We start from the raw sequence: 16,076 nt of genomic DNA, 5'->3' as shown, positions 1-16,076 counted from the left end.
CCGGGCGGCCCCGCGCCGCCGTGGGGGGGGGGGGGCGGGGGGGGGCGGGGGGGGGGGGGGGGGGGGGGCGGCGCCGCCCCCCCCCCCCCCCCCCCACCGCCCTTCGGCGTTCACGGGTTTCACCCGGCGATTCGGTAGACCGCCGCCTCCGCTCGGGCGACGACAGCGCCTGAGACGGTGAGCCTGGCCAGACTCAGTCTCACCGTGGTCGGGCGCAGACCGGTCCCGGAGGCGATCTCATCGACCCGAGCCGCGTCGTGAGCGGCAAGCCATCGTTGGACCCTGCGGTCCGCATCGCGGTCCAGGCTTCGGGCGATCCAGTAGAGAACGAGCACGCTGCTCGCGAGCCCGAACAGCCCGAAGGCGGTCGCAGCGGGCCGGTGCAGGGTCGCGCACGCGACGGCGGTCACCCCGTAGAACGCGACGACCGGAGTGAGCACCCCCGCGGAGCGGCGCAGCTGACGGCGGGTGGCAGGGACGAAGATCAGGACTCCTCCTCGGAGATGGGAGCGTAGCGGGAGGTGCGGAAGAAGCGACAGCCCGGTTGCGGCGGGCGGATCAGGCAGGTGCGGCATACGGTCGGGGGCGTTGTGGGTACGACGTGGTGGTGGCAGATGGTCCGGCCTCCGCTCCGGGTGCGGACCGGGTGGGCGACGACGAGCTCGTGCAGGTCGTTGGGGCAGACCCAGCCGCAGTGGCCCTGCGGCGGGAGGGGCCCGTCAGCTCGGACGGTGATCCGGTTGCCGAGCGGGACGATCAGGTAGCGATCGGCCGGTGCGAGATAGCCGATGACGCTGAAGCGCGTACGGAGGCCGTCCTTGTCCGGCGGGCCGTAGGCGGTGCCGAAGGCGCGACTGGCAGCTGCCGGGTCGAGGCCGATGCCGGGGTGGTCGGGGTCGTCGGGCAACTCGCCTCCGAGGTCGGTGGGATGGCGCGACGCGGGAGCGCCGTGGCTGGCAGCCGGGCGCAGGGGCCCGACGTCCGGCGGGTCACCGGATCGGTCGGCGGGGGCGGGGAAGGCGTGGGGCGGAGGTGTCGGCGACAAGCGGGGGCATCGACCACAGCAGGAGGTAGACCACCGCAAGTTGAGCGGCGCCGAGGGCGGCACTGGCGGAGAGCAGTGCGCAGGAGGGCCAGAGGATCACGGCGTGCAGGAGGCTGACGTAGGCGGCGCAGCCGGTCAGCCACTTGGCGGCCTCGATGCGGTGCAGGAGTCGGCGGCGGTTTCGGTTGAAGCGCAGGTTGGAGATGAGGACCCCTTCGTGCGGAGGTAACGGCGGCGGGGAGGCAAGGGGGTTCAGCGACCCGGGTGCTCGACGAGGGCGTGCAGCGCGGCGAGGACGATCTCGACGGGGGTGTGGCGGTTGAAGCCGGCACGCCAGCCGTCCTGGCGGGCGGTGCCACTCAGCGCGATGATCCAGGTGTCGACGTTCGGGTTGTCCGGCTGGTAGCCGAGGTACACCCGCGTGCACGGGGACGCGGCGTGCAGTCCGCCGTCCGCGTCGATCACCCAGGACCAACCGTGCTCGTACAGAAAGGCGTTGAGGTCGTTCGGATTTCCCTCGCCGAGCAGCCAGGCTCGGTGGGGGATCGCGTCGCCGGGGCGGAGGCCGGGCACGGGCGGGGCGGAGAGCACGATGGACAGGAGGGAGCACCTTCCTCGCAGCGGGTGGGCGGTCGTCCATGTTTGCTTGGAGTGCCCTGCTTCGCGTAGTTCTGTCGGGCTTCTTCCGCTGGTTGTCTGCCGCGGGCGAACGCATGCAGGCCCAGCCGAATGATCGGCTGGGCCTGGGGGTTGGTGTCCTTCCTCGACGAACCCGGCGGAGTCTCGGTGAGCCTGGCCGGTGGTGGACCACTCGTGTTGGTGAAGTTGGCACAGCCGGCGGTCAGGGGCTTCTGCGTCTGATCGCCGTGGTCGTGTGACGGCGTCTCAGCGCGTTTTGCGGATGGCGTCGGTGGCGGCCTTGGCGATGGCGGCGGGGGCGCTGGAGGGCCGGGGCAGGTGAAGCAGGGTGGTCCCTGGCAGGTGGAGGGATTCCTGGGTGAGGGTGAGCTGGAGTACGGCGCAGCCGGCGGCGGTGAGGCGTTTGATGCGGGTGACGGCCTGAGCGGTTTCGCCGCCGGAGTAATGGGCGTCGGTGACGATCACGAGGAGGCGGCCGGCGCCGGGGCGGCTGAGGTCGAGGCCGTGGTCGAGTGCGTCGATGGCGTCGCCGAGGTTGTGGCTGCCGCCGTTGGCATCGAACGTCGTCACGCGCTCTGGCGCCCGGTGGGTGGGTCGGGTGAGTGCGGTCAGATCATGGTCGTAGGCGACGGTGGCGGTGCGGGAGTCGGGGTCGGTCAGGGCCGCTGCGCGGGCCACGATCCAGGCAGCGGACGCGACGGGTTTGCAGGCGGCACTCATGGAGCCGGAGACGTCAACGGCGATGCCCACGCGCAGCGGTGGGGTGGGGGAGTTGCGTCGGCGGGTGACGGCGAACGGTTCTGCGGTGGGTATCGATCCGGCGGCGCGCTGGGCGTCGCGGGCGAGGGCTCGGCCCATGTTGAGGCGGCCGGGCGGGGTGGGGCTGGTGGTCCGTTCCTCAGTGCGTTCGCGATAGGCGGCGGCGCGAAGGGCGCGGCTCAGGCGCGCGGCGGCGGTCTGCTCGGCGGCGGTCGGCTTGCGGGTGCCAGTGATCGGGTTGCTGTAGGGCGCCGGTGTGCCGTCGGGGCTGACGGTGGTGCCACGGGCGTTGAAGACCGACTTGGCGGTGGCGGCGGCCTTGCGTCGCTGGCCGGCCTGCTGGGCGCGGTCCTGCGCCTGTGCCCTGGACCGCGCGGCCAGGGCGTTGGTGGCGGCGTTGGCCGCAGCGAGGTCGGCGGCGTCGTTGGCGTCCATGTTGTCCGCGACGACCGTCACGGCGGCGGACAGCAGATCGGTGAGGTCCTCTGGCATGGGCTGGACAGGGGCGGCGGTGTCCAGGGCGTCGCACCAGTCCTGGGCGTGCGCGAGCATGGTGGTGGCGTCGTGGTCGGCGCACTGGTGGGCCGCGGTCCAGATGCCGGTGAGGGTGGCCAACAGGTCGGCGCCCAGGACCGTTTCGCACAGATCGGCGACGGCCTTGGTCTCGTCGGCGTCCAGGATGCCGGCGTCCCGGCGACCGAGGATGAGGGCCGCCGTGCCGGCGGCCTGCTCGATGCCCTGGAAGTCGGGGTTGGCGATGTCGGGCATGACCAGGGTCCGGGCGCTGGTGCGCAGGTACCTGCGGTCGGTGGGCCGCCTGGTCAGGTGTGCGCCTTCGGCACGGCTCTCCTCCAGCAGGAAGGCGGCCTTGACGACGCGGGCTTCTGCGTCGGCGGGCGGCTCCCATACGGAGTGGGCTGCGTGGGCGGCCTCGTGGACGAACACTCCCCAGGCAGCGGGATAGTGCTCTTCGTCGCCCACGATCCGCGGACGGACCTCGTGGGGCTGGAGGGGGGCGAACAGACCGGCGTCGAACTCGATCTCCGCCAGGTGGGGGAAGTAGGCGGCGGGTGCCCCGGAGCGGGTGCCGGGGCGGCAGGTGACGAGCAGGTCCTGGCGGCCGGACAGGGCGACCAGCCGATCGCCGAGTTCGGCTCCCACGCGCAGCCACGTGGTCGGGGAAGAAGGTGGCTGTGTGGGCGGGGCGCCGTCGTCGTCCCAGCGCGCGAGGTCGGCGTCGTCCTCGGGCGAGGTGACGGAGGACTGGATGTGGTGGTGGGCGCTCATCGCGAGCGGCCCCGTTGGGCGGAGCTGGTGCTGCCTGGCGGCTGCTGGGCGGCCGAAGCGGAGAGCTGCCGGCCCAGGGTGAGCGGCGCGACCTGCTGGACGCCGGCAATCTTGCTGACGGCGGCGGCGACGGCGTCGCGGTCCTCCAGAGGAGCGATCCCGACGAGGTTCCCGAGCGCGGCCTTGGTGCCGAGGACCGCCTCGGTCCGCTGGTAGCTGAGCAGCTCCCGCAACTGGGGCGCCCAGCCCAGTTCGCCGAGCTCGACCTGGCGGGCGAGGTTTCGGGCGACCCGGACCACCCGGGCGTCGATCTTCAGGGCCAAGGCCAAGTCGTAGTCCGTGCCGACCTGGATCTGCACGCTGAACCGGCTCGCCAGGGCTTCCGTCAGAACGGCGCCGTGCACGCCCGGATTGTGGCCCGCGACCACGAAAAAGCCCTGCTTGGCCTGGACGGTCTCCCCCTTGTGCGCCTTGACCTGGATCTGGCGGCGCCCGTCCATCGCCGGATACATCGACGCCAAGACCTTGGGCGAGATCAGGGTCGCGTCGTCGATCAGCAGGGCGCGGCCCTCGGTCATCGCGGTGACCAGCGGACCGTACTGCCAGACGTAGCCCCCACTGTCGTCCAGCGTGTAATCGCCGATCAGGTCGCCGACCGTGGTGTCGCCGTCTCCCGCGACGGTGATCAGGTCCGGGAAGGCGGCCTCCACCAGGGAGGTCTTGCCGGTTCCAGGGGGACCGTAGAGCAGCACCGGCACGTCGGCGTCGCGTAGACGATTCAAGGCCTCGACGTCGGGCAGGTCGGCCAGCTCCCGGGGGTGGTAGAGCTGGCCGCCCGCGCGGCGGATCGGGCCGGGCTGCTTGGGCGTGGTCGCTGCGGGAGGGGTCGTGCGGGCCATGGCCGCTTGGGCGCGGGGAGAGTGGGTGCCTGGTGGGCTGATTACCGCGGCCTGCGCGGCTGCGGCGGTCTTCCCGTTCGCGCGGAACTGCTTTCCGGCGCCGAGCTGGTCGGCCTCGCCGCGTCGCACCAGGGTCGTGACCGCTTGCTGGACAGCACCGTGGGAGTGGCCCAGGGCCTTGGATATCTCCCCGATGGTGAGTGGGTCTGCCGGCCGGTCGGCCAACATTCGGGCCACCTTGGCCCGCAGTTCGCCGGGCTTGGCGTGCGCCGTTTTGACGGGCGGTCCGGGTGTGGTCAAAGCGAGGATCCTCCAACGGGTTGGCGTGCGGGCAGAGTTGGCACTCCTGGGGGTCCGTCACCGGGTGCGGGGGCGGGTGACGGTCTGGTCATTGGTGGTGGGCAGGGCCGGGGCCACGGCCGCGGCAGGGCTGGCAGCGGCGGCGGGGCTGGTGGCGCGGGCCGCGGCGCTGCGGGCGCTCTCGACCCCGACGGGCGGGAGGGGGTTGTCCGGCGCGCCAGCGCGCCGGGTCCACTCGAAGGCCGCATCGAGGTCCGGGAAGCCGCCCTCCCGCAGGGTGTAGGTGCGGCCGAGGTAGTCGACGTCCTCGTAGAACACCCGGACGGGGTGTTCGCCGGCCGCGGGCCGCTGGTCCTCGGCGATGATCCAGGTGTTGAAGTCGTAGACCAGGTCCTCGTTGCTGCTGGGCGGGCCGCCCGAGGAGTGGGCGGGGTCCAGGACGAGGTCGGAGGTGTACGAGTTTGCGATCCAGTACCTGTCGCCGGCCTGGGCGAGTCGCTGCTCCAGTGCGCGGCTGGGCTGGTCGCAGGTCGGAAGCCTCTCGTCGTGCGGTGTCACCTGGCCGAGGTCGGCGCCGCGGGAGACGAGCCAGTTCTGCGCGAGCGCCACGATCGGCGCCCGCTGGTACTCAAGCCGGAACGTTCCGGCGCCGAGGTCGCGCCGGACGTGGATTCCGGCGAGCTGTTCCGAGCCGGGGATGTCCCAGGTCATGGTGCCGTCGTGGACGACGAGGTAGGAGTCGGTCAGCAGCGGTGTGTGCGGGTTGGTGGTGTTCTGCACGGCCAGGACGCCGATGTTCCGCTCGTACGCGAACTCCCACCACCTGCGCTTGTCCTCCTCGGTGTGGGCTTCGAGGTCCTCGACCTGGAGGGCCTCGTCAATGGCGAGGAGTGGCTCGGTGACGTCGGTGATGGAATTCTCCGGTGTTCTCGGGGGACGTTGAGGTGCCGCTGGAACCGTTCGGGGCGCGGCGGGCGGTAGCGGCGGCAGCGCGATCGGTGACGGGGTGACGACGGTGACCTCCCGGTCGGTGGCGACCAGCGGGTCGATGTCGGTGTCGGTGGGCAAGGAGGCCGCCAGGAGTAGGGGCGAGGTTGCTGGTGAGTTCGAGCCGGTCCGGGCGCTCCTGCCGGTCACCCAAGCGGGCAGGGACGCCGTCGGAGGTACAGGGGCGGGAGGATCACCGGGACCGTGGGGGCGAGGTCGGCCCGCTCGCGGGGTCCGTCTGGGCCGGTTTGCCCGGCGGCCCGGGCCCCGGCTGGGCCGGCGGTGCGGACGGCCTCGGCCTGAGAGGTCTGGTCTCTGGTCTGTACGGGCGTGCTCGGCAGGGGCGTACCGTCGGCGCTCACCGGCTGGCCGAGTGCTCAGTGCAGGCGCACGGGTTGGCCGGCGGCGAGCAGCTCGATGGCTGCCGAGCAGGCCCGTGCGTGCGGTCCGTGCTGGTTTCCGTCGCTGGGCAGGCGCAGCCAGGTGTCTCCTCGAAGCCGGCCTGGAGCAGGATCCGCCGGGCGGCGGCGTTGTAGCCGGTGGTGGTGATCTCGCCGGTGTTGGTGTGCCGGATCGGCGCGAACGGCTGGGCCGCGCGCTCTGCTGGTGCCGCCGCCTCGTGGACTGTGGTGAGGTGGTCGGCGATTTCGTGCAGTGTCGCAGCGCTGGCCTTGACGTTGGCAACGGAGTCGCGAGGATTCGAGGTCAGGACTTCTCCGTGATGTCGGTTCGGGGGGTGCGGGACTCGGGGACGGTCAACGGCGGCGCGGCGGCCGTGGTGCCGCGGAGGCCCGTTCGGCCGCTGCCCGGGTTCCGGTCTCGGCCCGGCCGCCGGCCAGGGAGATGGACGAGGAGCCGCGGGCGCAGGCGGCAGCAGATCGACCGGGGCGGTCCGCCGGGCCGTTGCTGGTGCGGACCGTAGTGCTCAGCCGAGCCCGGGCTCGCTCGGGGAGCTGTTCGGGGCGGCGCTGCACGGGTGTCAGGAGGGTGGTGGCCGCCGTGGTGAGCAGGGCGTCGGGCGCTGTGGGGCTGAATTGCACGGTCCACACGCCCTTCTGGGCCGCGCCGGTCAGCATGACCGTGGGATCGGGGGCGTTGAAGGGGAAGGAGAGCGCAGCGCGGCGGTCCGGAGCAGCGACGAGGTGGTAGCCGTCACGGTCGTGGGCCGACCAGCCGGCCGACAGCAAGGCGGCGGTGGCGCGATGGCCGACGATGCGCGGCCCGGGAAGGGCGAGCGCGGCTTCCGTCGCATCTGCCTCACGAAGGATGGCCAGGGAGACCTCCGCCGGGACACGGTCGCAGAAGCGGACCTGCCAGTCGGGGCCCACCAAGTTCCACTGCCGGTCCTCGCGGAGGAGAGCGAGGCCCTCCTGGTCGCTGATGAGGACCGTGCTGGTCGGGGCGTAGTACGGGCGGTACCAGCCGAACTCGGCGGCTAGCTCGTAGGCGATGTCCACCTCGCCGGGGCCGGCGAGGTGAGCGGGAGAGGCGAGGACGTACGGGGCGGGTGGTGCGACGGTCGGCAAGTAGGGGCGGTTCCTCGGTTCAGGTGCTGGCCTGGGGCGGGCGATGAGGCATAGAGCCGGACCGGGCTGCGTGCACGGCGGGGAGCGTTGGTCGCTGTGGCGACTACGGGCCGGAGGCGGCAGGCACCGGCTGGTGGGCTGCCTCGGTGGGCAGGAGGTCGCGCAAGCGTGGAAGGGTGAGCGCGGAGTCGAGGCGGCCGGCAGCGAATACAGCAGCTGCCCGCCGGTCCCTGTGTCGCCGGGGCGCGCGAGGCAGTATCCGATCCGCGTGCCGGAATCGTCGGTGCGCCAGCGCAGTTGGACGCCGTCGGCGACCAGGGCCGCGGCGTAGTCGTCCACAGTGGCGGCCTCTCCGAGCGCGCGACGCATCCGCTGCTGGAGCCAGACCCGGGACGGCTCGGCCCAGCCCTGCTGCTCGGCTTTGATGATCTCGGCGGTGGTCGGGTAGCTGGTGGTGGCGCGCGGACCCTGGCCGACGGGGCGCAAGCCCCACTCGGCCTCGATCGCCCGGCACTCGGCCTGGGCGCGCACCTGGTCCCGGTGCATGGCCGGGCGGGAACCGTCCGGCCTGACGCTGACGGCAGCGATGTGGATGTGGTGGACGGCGTGCCGCACGGCCACCCAGCGGCAGCCAGCGCGCCGCTTGGGCGCGAGGCCGGTCGCCCGGACGATCCGGTGTGCGACCTGGGCCCACTGGCCGTCGGTCAGCAGTGGGTCCTCCGGTGCCGCGCGTAGCGAGCAGTGCCACACCCTGCTCGGGGGCATCGTCCCCAACTCGGCTTCCCGCAGCCGGGCGTGCTGGTCGAGGCGGGCAGCCAGGCGGCCGACGGTCGCGCCCGGATCGCGGCCCGGATCGGGAGCACCGTGACGGTTCCAGGCGGCGACGAGGTGCGGATCCTCGTGCTCCTCACGGTGGCCGGGGCCGTAGAGGTAGGTCAGCAGCGGGCGGATGCTGTTGCCCGTGGAGATGTCGGGGATCACGCGGCCTCCATCACGGCGTCGAGGGCCGCATGGGTTCGCTCGCCGAGGGCGGGCAGCAGAGCCAGTGCAGCAACCGCGGTGTCCACGTCGGCGCTCGCCCGTGCGGTGTCGCTCGCCTCCCGCAGCTCGTCGGCGATCCGGTCGAGGGCCTCGACGAGCGGGCGTCGCGGGTCGGAGTCCGGACGCCCGACCGGGTCGGCGGCCAGCGCTGCGGTCAGGGCGGCGTTGGCGACGAATCCGGCCGGGGTGAGCCGCTCGGTGGCGGCACGTTCGCGGATGGCCTGCATCGCGGAGGGGGTCAGCCGCACGGAGAGCTGGACGGTGCGGGCCTCGGCGGTGCGTGGCCGGCGGCGAGGGCGCGGGAGGTCGGCGGGGATGTGGACTCCTTCGGGCAAACGGTGGGTGGTCAGCGGGTTCGGGGCTGGGCGCTCTCCTGTGCCCGAAGCGAGGTGGGCGGGCTGACCTGGACGACGGCGTCAGCGTCGAGGGGTTGGGTGGCGATGGGCGTCTCCAGGGTGGTGCGGCTGGTCGGGGTCGTTGCCGCCGGGCGAGGTGGTGCGGGTGGCGGCTGCCGACCCCGTCCGCGCCGCCTGTCGTCGGGCGTCGTCAGCAAGCAACGTGGTCGGAACGGCGCGCTGGTAGGCGGAGATGGAGTACTCCAGAACCTCGACCATCTGGCCGTAGCGGGCTCCGAGCGTTTCCAGCTCCAGCGCCTCGGACTTGAGCGTCCCGAGGCTGTCCACCCGGTAGTGGTCGCCCTCGGCGATCTGGGCGAGCCGCTTGCCGACAGAAGCAGCTGCGGACCGCAGTTCGCGGTCGACGGAGTCGAGGCGGCCGGCCTGGAAGTCGACGAGGTCAGCGAACTCGCCCGCAATCCCGTCGGGGTGCCGTCGCCACAGCTCCTTCCGGCCGACGCCGAGACGGCGCTGGACGAGCGCCTCGCCGGCGTAGGGCACAGCCTCCTTCGCGTCGGGCTTAGAGCCGTTGCCCGCGGGGATCGTTGTGGCGGCGGGACGCCCGGCAGTGGGACTCATACTGTGGCCAGCCGCTGCTCGGCGATGGTGGCCAGGCCCAGGACGACCGCGTCCTCCAGCGTGTCGACGACGGGGACTCCGGCGGTGGCCAGCCGCTCGGCGGAGTGGAGTCCGAGGGTGTGCAGGACCGGGATCGCGCCGACCGACAGCGCCGCGACGGCGTCGTCCACGGAGTCGCCGATGACGATGGTGCGCGCCGGGTCGACGTCCGGCCCGAGGTCCGCGAGGTGGCGTGCCAGTGCGGGGGCCTTGCTCGGGACCGAGGGCCCTCGGCGGCCGTCGACACGCATCAGCAGACCGGTGATGCCGACCGTGCTGACCTCCTTCACCAGGCGCTCGTGCGGCGCCAGGGAGAGCAGGCTCTGGCGCACCCCGCGCGCCCGCAGGTGCAGCAGCATCTCCCGTACGCCGGACTGGAGACGGACCGGGCGCCGGTCCAGGACCTCCAGGAAGGCGTCGTCCGCCTCGTGCCACTGCTGGTCGGACAGGGTGCGTCCGAGCAGGGCGTCGTAGAACGAGCGGATGGGAGAGCGGTGTTCGGCGCGGTACCGCTCCAGGGTGATCGGCGGGTGGCCGAGGTCCGGCAGGGTCGCGTTCAGCGCGGCGAGGTGGTCGTCGACGTCGTTGCGAAGGGTGCCATTCCAGTCCCAGACGATCGTGACGGGCGCGGAGATGTGGGCGGTGCTGAAAGTCAAGAAGTGGATCCAGACGTGGAGTTCGAGCGGGGACGACGGCGTGGCGGCGGGTGCGCGGTGCGATCAGGAGGGCGAGGAGATCAGGCGGCGGCCGAGATTGAGCGTGATGGCGGCACCCACAGCTCCCGCCAGCGGGACGGTGGCGGTCGTCTCGGGCCCGTGGACGGCGATCTGCCCGGCCAGGGCGGTGCCGGCCGCGCTTCCGAGGCCGATGACGGCGATCAGCCACGCTGCGGCTTCGGTCTTGGTGCCGCTGGGGGCGAGCCGGTCGCCGAGCTGGAAGGCCATCGTGAGCCAACGGGCGAGGTACAGACCGGGAATGATCGCCAGGGCGACGGCGCCCGGCCCGGACGGGGCGAGGAGGAACGGCGCGAAGGGGGCCGCGAACAGGATCGCGACGCTCTGAAGGGCCTGGTTGGCGGGCCACCACAGCAGCCCGCCGATCAGGCTGCCCAGCGACAGCGCGGTCGGCACCAGGCCGGCGTACCAGCCGCTGCCGGCCTTGTCCGCGAGGGCGAGGGCGTAGACGTTCATCGAGCCCAGGGCCACGCCCAGCAGCGTGGCGGCGCCCAGGAGGACGAGCAGGCCGTGCGAGCGCAGCGGGCCGAGCCAGTGGACGGACTCCCCGGCGGGCTGGCGGCTTCGGGCAGGGCGACGGGTGGCGACCACCGCGGTGCCAGCGAGACCTGCGGCGGCGCAGAAGTTCAGCGCCGCGGCGGGCGAGACCAGTTGGCACAGGACAGTCGCGACGACCGGTCCGGCCACGAACACGAGCGGCTGGCTCGCGCTGTCGAGGGCGAACGCGGCATCCTGGTCACGCCGGTCCAGCAGGCGTGGCCACATGGCCCGCAGACCGGCCTCCAAAGGGGGCGTTGCCAGACCGGCGACGGCCGCCAGGCCGATGGCAAGCGCGGGATTGCGGGCGGGCCCGACCAGGGCGAGCGCGTTGAACGCCGCTCCGGCCAGGGCCGCCGCAGTGAGGGCGACGACGGACAGGCGGGTGCGGTCGACGGCCCGGCCCAGCAGCGGCTGGCCGATCGCTCCGGTCAGCGCGTACACGGCGGCGAGCACGGCGCCCAGGCCGGTACCGGCATGGTCGGCGCGGGCGGCGAGGAGCAGAGCGACCGGTGCCATGGCGGTGGGCAGCCGGCCCACGAGGGTGGCGCTGAGCATCACGGAGACGTGGGGCGCCCGAAGTACGCGGCGGAGCGCGGGATTCGTGGACAGGGTTCGGCCTTCGGATCGGGGCGGACAGTAGTGCGGCGCGGGCGAGGTCAGGCAGCGGCGAGCACCGGGGCGGGCTGACGGTCCGGGGCGTGGGAGAACTCCAGGCGCAGCGTGGCGCTGCGCAGACCGGAGGTGTCCATCCGCTCGCCCATGGCGGCGAACAGTGCGTCCTGGACCGCCTCACCCACGGCGGCCTCCGCTCGCAGGACCACCGGCTCGTCGGCCGGGACGGCGGGCTCGGCGGCCCCCTCCCCGGCGCGCAGGTGCTCCTGCGCCCACGCGGACAGCGCCACGAAGACGGTCGCCATCTCGTTCCCGGCGGTGCTGATCGACCACCGGTAGGTGCGCCGGGTGCCGGTGCGGGTGACCAGGCCGCGCTGGACGAGCACGGCCAGGCGGTGGTGGAGCAGCCGGTGGGTCTCGGCGGGCAGCACCGCCGTCAGCTCCTGGTACGACATCGACTCGCGCCAGGACAGCTCCGCGAGCAGCGGCGCGGCCAGCGGGCTCGCGAGGATCCCGAAGACCTCCTCGATCGCCTCCGGGGCCTCCATCGCCGGTGCTCCGGGGGCGGGGTGACGCTTGGCCCAGGCCAGCGCGGCGTCGTAGACAGGCGTCACCGCCCGCCCGGCGTCGGTGAGCGCCAGACCGTAGCGGGAGCGGCCCGCGACCGGAACCTTGATGAGCACACCGGCCTCCACCAGCACGGAGGAGACCCAGTAGAGCGTCGCGGAGGGGATCACCGGCGCGGCGGCGAGGACCTCGGCCGGCCGGGCGGAGCCGGTTCGGGGAACGGCGCGCACCACCCGGGTCGCCCAGCTGGCGGCGAGGGCCTCGGCGGCCTGCTGGGCGCGGGTGTACACGGTCGCGGTGTCGATCGCGGGCATGAAGAACTCCGTTCGGGTGAGGCAGAGTTGGACGATCAGCGGCGCTGGGCTGCGGGCGGAGCGGCGACCACGGGGGCCGGAACGCCGGTATCGGCGGCGGCGGCCTGCGCGGCGGGGGAAGGACGGGGGACGGAGGAGGCGAGGGCGGCCTGGAAACGGGCAGGCATCCCGCGCCGCACCTCCTGGACCGCGGACTGCTGCTGGCGTTCCTGCTGCATGCGCAGGGCCGCCGTCTTGTACACCGCGACATCGCGGCGCTCCCCGACGGCGACCAGGTGAATCCCGGTCAGCCGACGGGGGTTGTGCGGCGCCCGCTGCTCCGTGTAGACGAGCCGGAAGTCCAGCGCCTCGTCCAGATAGAGCTTGCGGGCGCCGCGAAGGTCGCGCTCGCCCTGCTGGTCGAGCAGGGGACCGCGGATCTCGGCCCGCAGCAGCCGGTCAAGGTACTCCAGCGCCAGGTCCCGCACGTCGGCCGGTGCCGCGAGCAGGTCGCCGAGGGCCTCCGGGTGAGCGCTGAAGGCCACGCCCGGCCGTATGTCGGTCACCGAACGGCCCGCCGCCCGGCCGCCGCCGCCAGGGCCGCAGCCGGTACGGGCTCGGAGGCGGCGGCCATGGCGGGCGCGACGGCGGTGCGCGTACGCGCCGCGCTGGCCTGCGGGCTGTAGACCAGGGGAACGTCGGCTCCGGCCACGGGCGGCAGGGCGGTGCGCCGCTGCTCCAGCCACTGCTGGACCTCCTGCGGCGACGAGAAGCTTCCCTCACGAAGGGTGTAGCCGCGTTCCGGGTCGCCGGCCTCGACCTGCAGCAGGTAGGGGCGTTCGGCGCCGGCGGCGGTGGTGTCGCGCAGCATCGCCCAGGTCTCGCCGGGCTCGACGGCGTACTCCACCAGCCGGTAGCGGGCGTTGGCGTCGATGAAGCGTTCGGCGGCCTTGGCGCTGCGCTCGTCCGCTGGGGCGCCGGGGTGTCCGGTGCTGTGGAGGAACATGTCCTGATCGGCGCCGCGTTCGACGAGCCAGGCCGTCGCCATCGAGAAGGTCGGCGTGCGTTCGATGTCGAGGGTGAACGTGCGGGCGTCGGTGTTGTAGTGCAGGTGGGCGGCGACGGCCGGGCGGCCGGCCTCGTGGTAGGCGTTGAGATCCTCGTACAGCAGGAAGTCGTCGTTGCCGCCGAGTTCCTCGTGGCTGGCCTCGGTGAGCAGGTCGTACGCTTCCTCGGCCATCAGGAAGTGCGCCTGGACACGGGCGGAGGCGTCGTCCGCGGGCTGCCAGCCGGGCAGGTTGAGGTCGGGCACGGATGCCTCCGATCAGGGTGCGGTGAGGGCGAGGGACGTGAGGGATTCGGGGTCGGTCAGCGCCGGGTGCTCCAGGAGGCGGTGGCTGACGTGGCCGGAGCTGGTGCACGCGGCGAACGGGCCGTCGGCCGAGCGCAGCTTCATCAGCGCCGGTTCCAGGTGGTCGCGCTGCCACGACGACGGGCCGGCCGCCCCAGAATCGGGGTCGATGGCGGCCTGCCAGGCCAGCCACAGGGCGTGCAGGCGGGCCACGGCTTCCGGGTGTTCAGGCCACCGCACGCACCAGGGACGCGAGGCCGTGGTCTCGGGTCCGTAGATCTTCGTGAAGATCTCGTCGACCCACGGGGTCATCAGTGCGATCTCTTTTGTAGTAGGCGGGATCGTCGAAGGCGACGATGAACATCGGCTCGGCGCCCGCCGCGGCGTCGGCCGGGTCGTCGTCCTCCGGGTCGAGCGCCGTCGACATGCTCGCCAACTGCTCGGCCTGGGCGTCGAAGGACGTCGCGAGTGCGGCGAGCTTCGCGGACAGGATCTCGATCTGGGCGTCGGAGTAGCCGGTCCTCGGCTCGCCGCCCTCGTCGGGCTCGGGTGCGGTCACGGGAAGGGAATGCCTTTCGTTCTCGGGTGATGACACGAGAATCAGCGACGGTCGGCCGAACGTATTCGGCCGATCTTGAGGTATAAGCGCGGCCGGCTCACCGCCGCCCGCAGCAGCGGGCGGCGGTGAGCAGCGCGGAGGCGTCGAGCAACTGCAAGGCTCGGGAGGCCTGTTGGGGGACGACACCGTTGCCCAGGGCGGTCAGCTGGGCGGATCGGGAAAGCCCCGGGACGGCCGTGACGTGGCCGGGCCCGACTCCCATGACCCACTCGACGAACTCCGGGGCGAGCCGGCCGCGGGCGTCGGTGGGATCGGGCGCCGGACGGGTCACGCGCTCCCAGCGGGCGATGGCCGACGCGTACGGGCCCCAGCGGCTCAGTGCGTCCCGGTGCTCTCCCCGATCGGCAGAGCGGTCTGCATCGGCGGGCGCAGGATCGTTTCCCCTGCCGTGCGCTTCTGGGCGCTCGCCCCGCCGGGCCTCGCGGAGGGCAGCCGGGCCGCCGCCGCAGGCAGCGTCAGGTCGCCCTTGGAGCCGCGCGAGTTCGGTCCCCCGTGCGTCCCGTCGCTCGCCTTCGGGGTCGGCAACAGGTGCTCCACCTCGTCCGAGAGGTTCGGGCCGTGCCCGCCCGAGCGGCGCTTGTCCGGGTGCTGCGAGCCGCCGATCGCACCCAAGTTGGACGTCGGGGTCTTGAGCAGCATCACCGTGTGGCCCAGGTCCTGCCGCCAGGCATCCGGCCCCTTGGCATCGCGCGCCCGCGGGGTCGGAAGGCCAGGCGACGAGGAAACAGCGCTCGCGCCTGTGAGGTGCTCCGACGGCGGACGCTGGTAGCACCGTCCACCGCGCATCCATCCCGAGGTCGGCCAGGTCTCCGAGAACCGCGCCGAGTGCCCGCAGAGCAGGCTCACCTCCGCCCTCTCCCAGACCGCACCACGGGCATTCCAGATCGCCATCGGCTGGCGAGGCAGCAGGGGCGGAGAGGATTCCACGGACGTTTTCGATCACCACCATCTGAGGCTTGAGGACGTCGATCGCACGGGCGATGGTCAGCCACAGCCCGGAGCGGGTGCCCTCCACCAGGCCGGCGCGCTTGCCGGCCACGCTCAGGTCCTGGCACGGGAAACCGGCTGCCAGGACATCGATCGGAGGGACGCTCGACCAGTCAACTGCGTTGATGTCGCCGAGATTCGGCGTCTCTAGGCCAGTGGTGGGAGAGGATCTGGGCGGCCGAGAGGTTCACCTCGGCGTGCCACACCACCTCACCGCCGAGCACGGCCTGGACACCGAGGTCCAGACCGCCGTAACCGCTGCACATACTGCCGATCCGCGGCCAGGCGCCGCCCGGCGCGGTCACCGGCGCTTACCGGTGGACGCGGCGCTGCGGGCCGAGGCGGCAGGCGCGAGCACCACCGTGGCCGCGGGCCCGGCGGCCTCGGCGGCGGTCTGCGGTGCGGTGGGGCGCTGGGAGACGGCGGCGCTGCGCACCGCCTTGTGGGCGAACTCGCCGGTGACGGCCTTGAGCAGGTCGGGCTCCGGGCCGGTCAGGTGCTCGGCGACCTCCCGGAGTTTCCACGTGGCCTCGTCGAGGACCTCGCGGGTGGCGGACAGCCCCTTGAAGTACGCACCCCGCTCGGGCGAGTAGTGATAGAGCGGCACGGGGTTGAGGCGCATCTGCACGGCGGCGACGAGGGCGGGCTGGGCACGCAGCGTCGCCTTCGCGGTGAGCAGGCCGGCGTAGGCGTAGGCGACGGTGCAGCGCCGCCAGGCGATGTCCTCCGGCGCGGCCGACTCGGCGGACGGGGGGTCGGTGGCGTTCGACAGCAGGGCCTCCTGGGTCTTGCCCAGGCCCTCCAGCGTTGCGGTGAGGCGCTCGATCTGGGGGTCGCGGTGGCAGTAGATCCTGAACAACTCCTCGCTGTGGAGGTG

The 16,076-nt window shown here is 73.0% G+C and carries 21 protein-coding genes and 1 pseudogene; all 22 read right to left on the bottom strand.

Annotation, left to right across the window (positions count from 1 at the left end; genetic code table 11):
- Positions 1-119: 119 nt before the first annotated feature.
- Complete coding sequence (locus tag ACH4J0_RS19300; RefSeq protein ID WP_396241568.1) at positions 120-440, bottom strand: hypothetical protein; 321 nt, start codon at positions 438-440, stop codon at positions 120-122.
- Between the two features lie 44 nt (positions 441-484).
- Positions 485-907: a hypothetical protein gene (locus ACH4J0_RS19295; RefSeq protein ID WP_396241566.1), complete on the bottom strand. Its 423-nt coding sequence runs from the start codon at positions 905-907 to the stop codon at positions 485-487.
- An 82-nt stretch (positions 908-989) separates the two neighbouring features.
- Positions 990-1,145, bottom strand: coding sequence for a hypothetical protein (locus ACH4J0_RS19290; protein ID WP_396241564.1), 156 nt, complete (start codon positions 1,143-1,145; stop codon positions 990-992).
- Between the two features lie 152 nt (positions 1,146-1,297).
- Positions 1,298-1,636: a DUF317 domain-containing protein gene (locus ACH4J0_RS19285; protein ID WP_396241562.1), complete on the bottom strand. Its 339-nt coding sequence runs from the start codon at positions 1,634-1,636 to the stop codon at positions 1,298-1,300.
- Positions 1,637-1,930: 294 nt separating this feature from the next.
- Positions 1,931-3,730, bottom strand: a complete 1,800-nt coding sequence (locus tag ACH4J0_RS19280) for a hypothetical protein (protein ID WP_396241560.1) — start codon at positions 3,728-3,730, stop codon at positions 1,931-1,933.
- The gene (locus ACH4J0_RS19275; RefSeq protein ID WP_396241831.1) at positions 3,727-4,866 is read right to left on the bottom strand and encodes an AAA family ATPase; all 1,140 of its coding nucleotides are present in this window, start codon (positions 4,864-4,866) and stop codon (positions 3,727-3,729) included. The genes ACH4J0_RS19280 and ACH4J0_RS19275 overlap by 4 nt, the downstream gene beginning before the upstream one ends.
- Positions 4,867-4,986: 120 nt before the next feature.
- Positions 4,987-5,997, bottom strand: a complete 1,011-nt coding sequence (locus ACH4J0_RS19270; protein WP_396241558.1) for a hypothetical protein — start codon at positions 5,995-5,997, stop codon at positions 4,987-4,989.
- 277 nt (positions 5,998-6,274) lie between these two features.
- Positions 6,275-6,490, bottom strand: coding sequence for a hypothetical protein (locus ACH4J0_RS19265; protein WP_396241829.1), 216 nt, complete (start codon positions 6,488-6,490; stop codon positions 6,275-6,277).
- 181 nt (positions 6,491-6,671) lie between these two features.
- On the bottom strand, positions 6,672-8,423 hold the full coding sequence (locus tag ACH4J0_RS19260) for a relaxase/mobilization nuclease domain-containing protein (RefSeq protein ID WP_396241556.1): 1,752 nt from the start codon (positions 8,421-8,423) through the stop codon (positions 6,672-6,674).
- Entirely contained in the window at positions 8,420-8,818 is a 399-nt protein-coding gene (locus ACH4J0_RS19255; protein ID WP_396241554.1) for a hypothetical protein, read from the bottom strand. Before ACH4J0_RS19255 ends, ACH4J0_RS19260 begins: the two co-directional genes overlap by 4 nt.
- An 81-nt stretch (positions 8,819-8,899) precedes the next feature.
- The gene (locus ACH4J0_RS19250; protein ID WP_396241552.1) at positions 8,900-9,379 is read right to left on the bottom strand and encodes a hypothetical protein; all 480 of its coding nucleotides are present in this window, start codon (positions 9,377-9,379) and stop codon (positions 8,900-8,902) included.
- Between the two features lie 74 nt (positions 9,380-9,453).
- Entirely contained in the window at positions 9,454-10,152 is a 699-nt protein-coding gene (locus ACH4J0_RS19245; RefSeq protein WP_396241550.1) for an HAD family hydrolase, read from the bottom strand.
- 63 nt (positions 10,153-10,215) lie between these two features.
- Positions 10,216-11,325: an MFS transporter gene (locus ACH4J0_RS19240; RefSeq protein WP_396241548.1), complete on the bottom strand. Its 1,110-nt coding sequence runs from the start codon at positions 11,323-11,325 to the stop codon at positions 10,216-10,218.
- Positions 11,326-11,426: 101 nt separating this feature from the next.
- The gene (locus tag ACH4J0_RS19235) at positions 11,427-12,263 is read right to left on the bottom strand and encodes a winged helix-turn-helix transcriptional regulator (protein ID WP_396241546.1); all 837 of its coding nucleotides are present in this window, start codon (positions 12,261-12,263) and stop codon (positions 11,427-11,429) included.
- 35 nt (positions 12,264-12,298) lie between these two features.
- Positions 12,299-12,787, bottom strand: coding sequence for a hypothetical protein (locus ACH4J0_RS19230; RefSeq protein WP_396241544.1), 489 nt, complete (start codon positions 12,785-12,787; stop codon positions 12,299-12,301).
- Between the two features lie 17 nt (positions 12,788-12,804).
- Complete coding sequence (locus ACH4J0_RS19225; protein ID WP_396241542.1) at positions 12,805-13,554, bottom strand: hypothetical protein; 750 nt, start codon at positions 13,552-13,554, stop codon at positions 12,805-12,807.
- 12 nt (positions 13,555-13,566) lie between these two features.
- The gene (locus ACH4J0_RS19220; RefSeq protein WP_396241540.1) at positions 13,567-13,905 is read right to left on the bottom strand and encodes a DUF4913 domain-containing protein; all 339 of its coding nucleotides are present in this window, start codon (positions 13,903-13,905) and stop codon (positions 13,567-13,569) included.
- Positions 13,820-14,152 carry a hypothetical protein gene (locus tag ACH4J0_RS19215; RefSeq protein ID WP_396241538.1) on the bottom strand — a complete coding sequence of 111 codons (333 nt, stop codon included), beginning with the start codon at positions 14,150-14,152 and terminating at the stop codon, positions 13,820-13,822. Before ACH4J0_RS19215 ends, ACH4J0_RS19220 begins: the two co-directional genes overlap by 86 nt.
- A 97-nt stretch (positions 14,153-14,249) precedes the next feature.
- Positions 14,250-14,483 carry a hypothetical protein gene (locus ACH4J0_RS19210; RefSeq protein ID WP_360260248.1) on the bottom strand — a complete coding sequence of 78 codons (234 nt, stop codon included), beginning with the start codon at positions 14,481-14,483 and terminating at the stop codon, positions 14,250-14,252.
- 44 nt (positions 14,484-14,527) lie between these two features.
- Positions 14,528-14,851, bottom strand: a complete 324-nt coding sequence (locus tag ACH4J0_RS19205; protein ID WP_360330236.1) for a hypothetical protein — start codon at positions 14,849-14,851, stop codon at positions 14,528-14,530.
- 130 nt (positions 14,852-14,981) lie between these two features.
- Positions 14,982-15,284 (bottom strand): annotated as a pseudogene (locus ACH4J0_RS19200) (DNA cytosine methyltransferase); the annotation flags it as partial.
- A gap of 216 nt (positions 15,285-15,500) precedes the next feature.
- On the bottom strand, positions 15,501-16,058 hold the full coding sequence (locus tag ACH4J0_RS19195; protein WP_396241535.1) for a hypothetical protein: 558 nt from the start codon (positions 16,056-16,058) through the stop codon (positions 15,501-15,503).
- Positions 16,059-16,076: the final 18 nt, after the last annotated feature.

The sequence above is a fragment of the Kitasatospora sp. NPDC017646 genome, from assembly GCF_044329365.1.
Lineage (GTDB): Bacteria > Actinomycetota > Actinomycetes > Streptomycetales > Streptomycetaceae > Kitasatospora.
This window is presented reverse-complemented; position numbering and strand designations above follow the sequence as displayed.

Excerpts from the sequence above, each read along its gene's own strand:
- ACH4J0_RS19220 (WP_396241540.1), bottom strand. The coding sequence starts at position 13,905 with ATGACCCCGTGGGTCGACGAGATCTTCACGAAGATCTACGGACCCGAG.
- ACH4J0_RS19235 (WP_396241546.1), bottom strand. The coding sequence starts at position 12,263 with ATGCCCGCGATCGACACCGCGACCGTGTACACCCGCGCCCAGCAGGCC.
- ACH4J0_RS19240 (WP_396241548.1), bottom strand. The coding sequence starts at position 11,325 with ATGCTCAGCGCCACCCTCGTGGGCCGGCTGCCCACCGCCATGGCACCG.
- ACH4J0_RS19280 (WP_396241560.1), bottom strand. The coding sequence starts at position 3,730 with ATGAGCGCCCACCACCACATCCAGTCCTCCGTCACCTCGCCCGAGGAC.
- ACH4J0_RS19205 (WP_360330236.1), bottom strand. The coding sequence starts at position 14,851 with ATGCTGCTCAAGACCCCGACGTCCAACTTGGGTGCGATCGGCGGCTCG.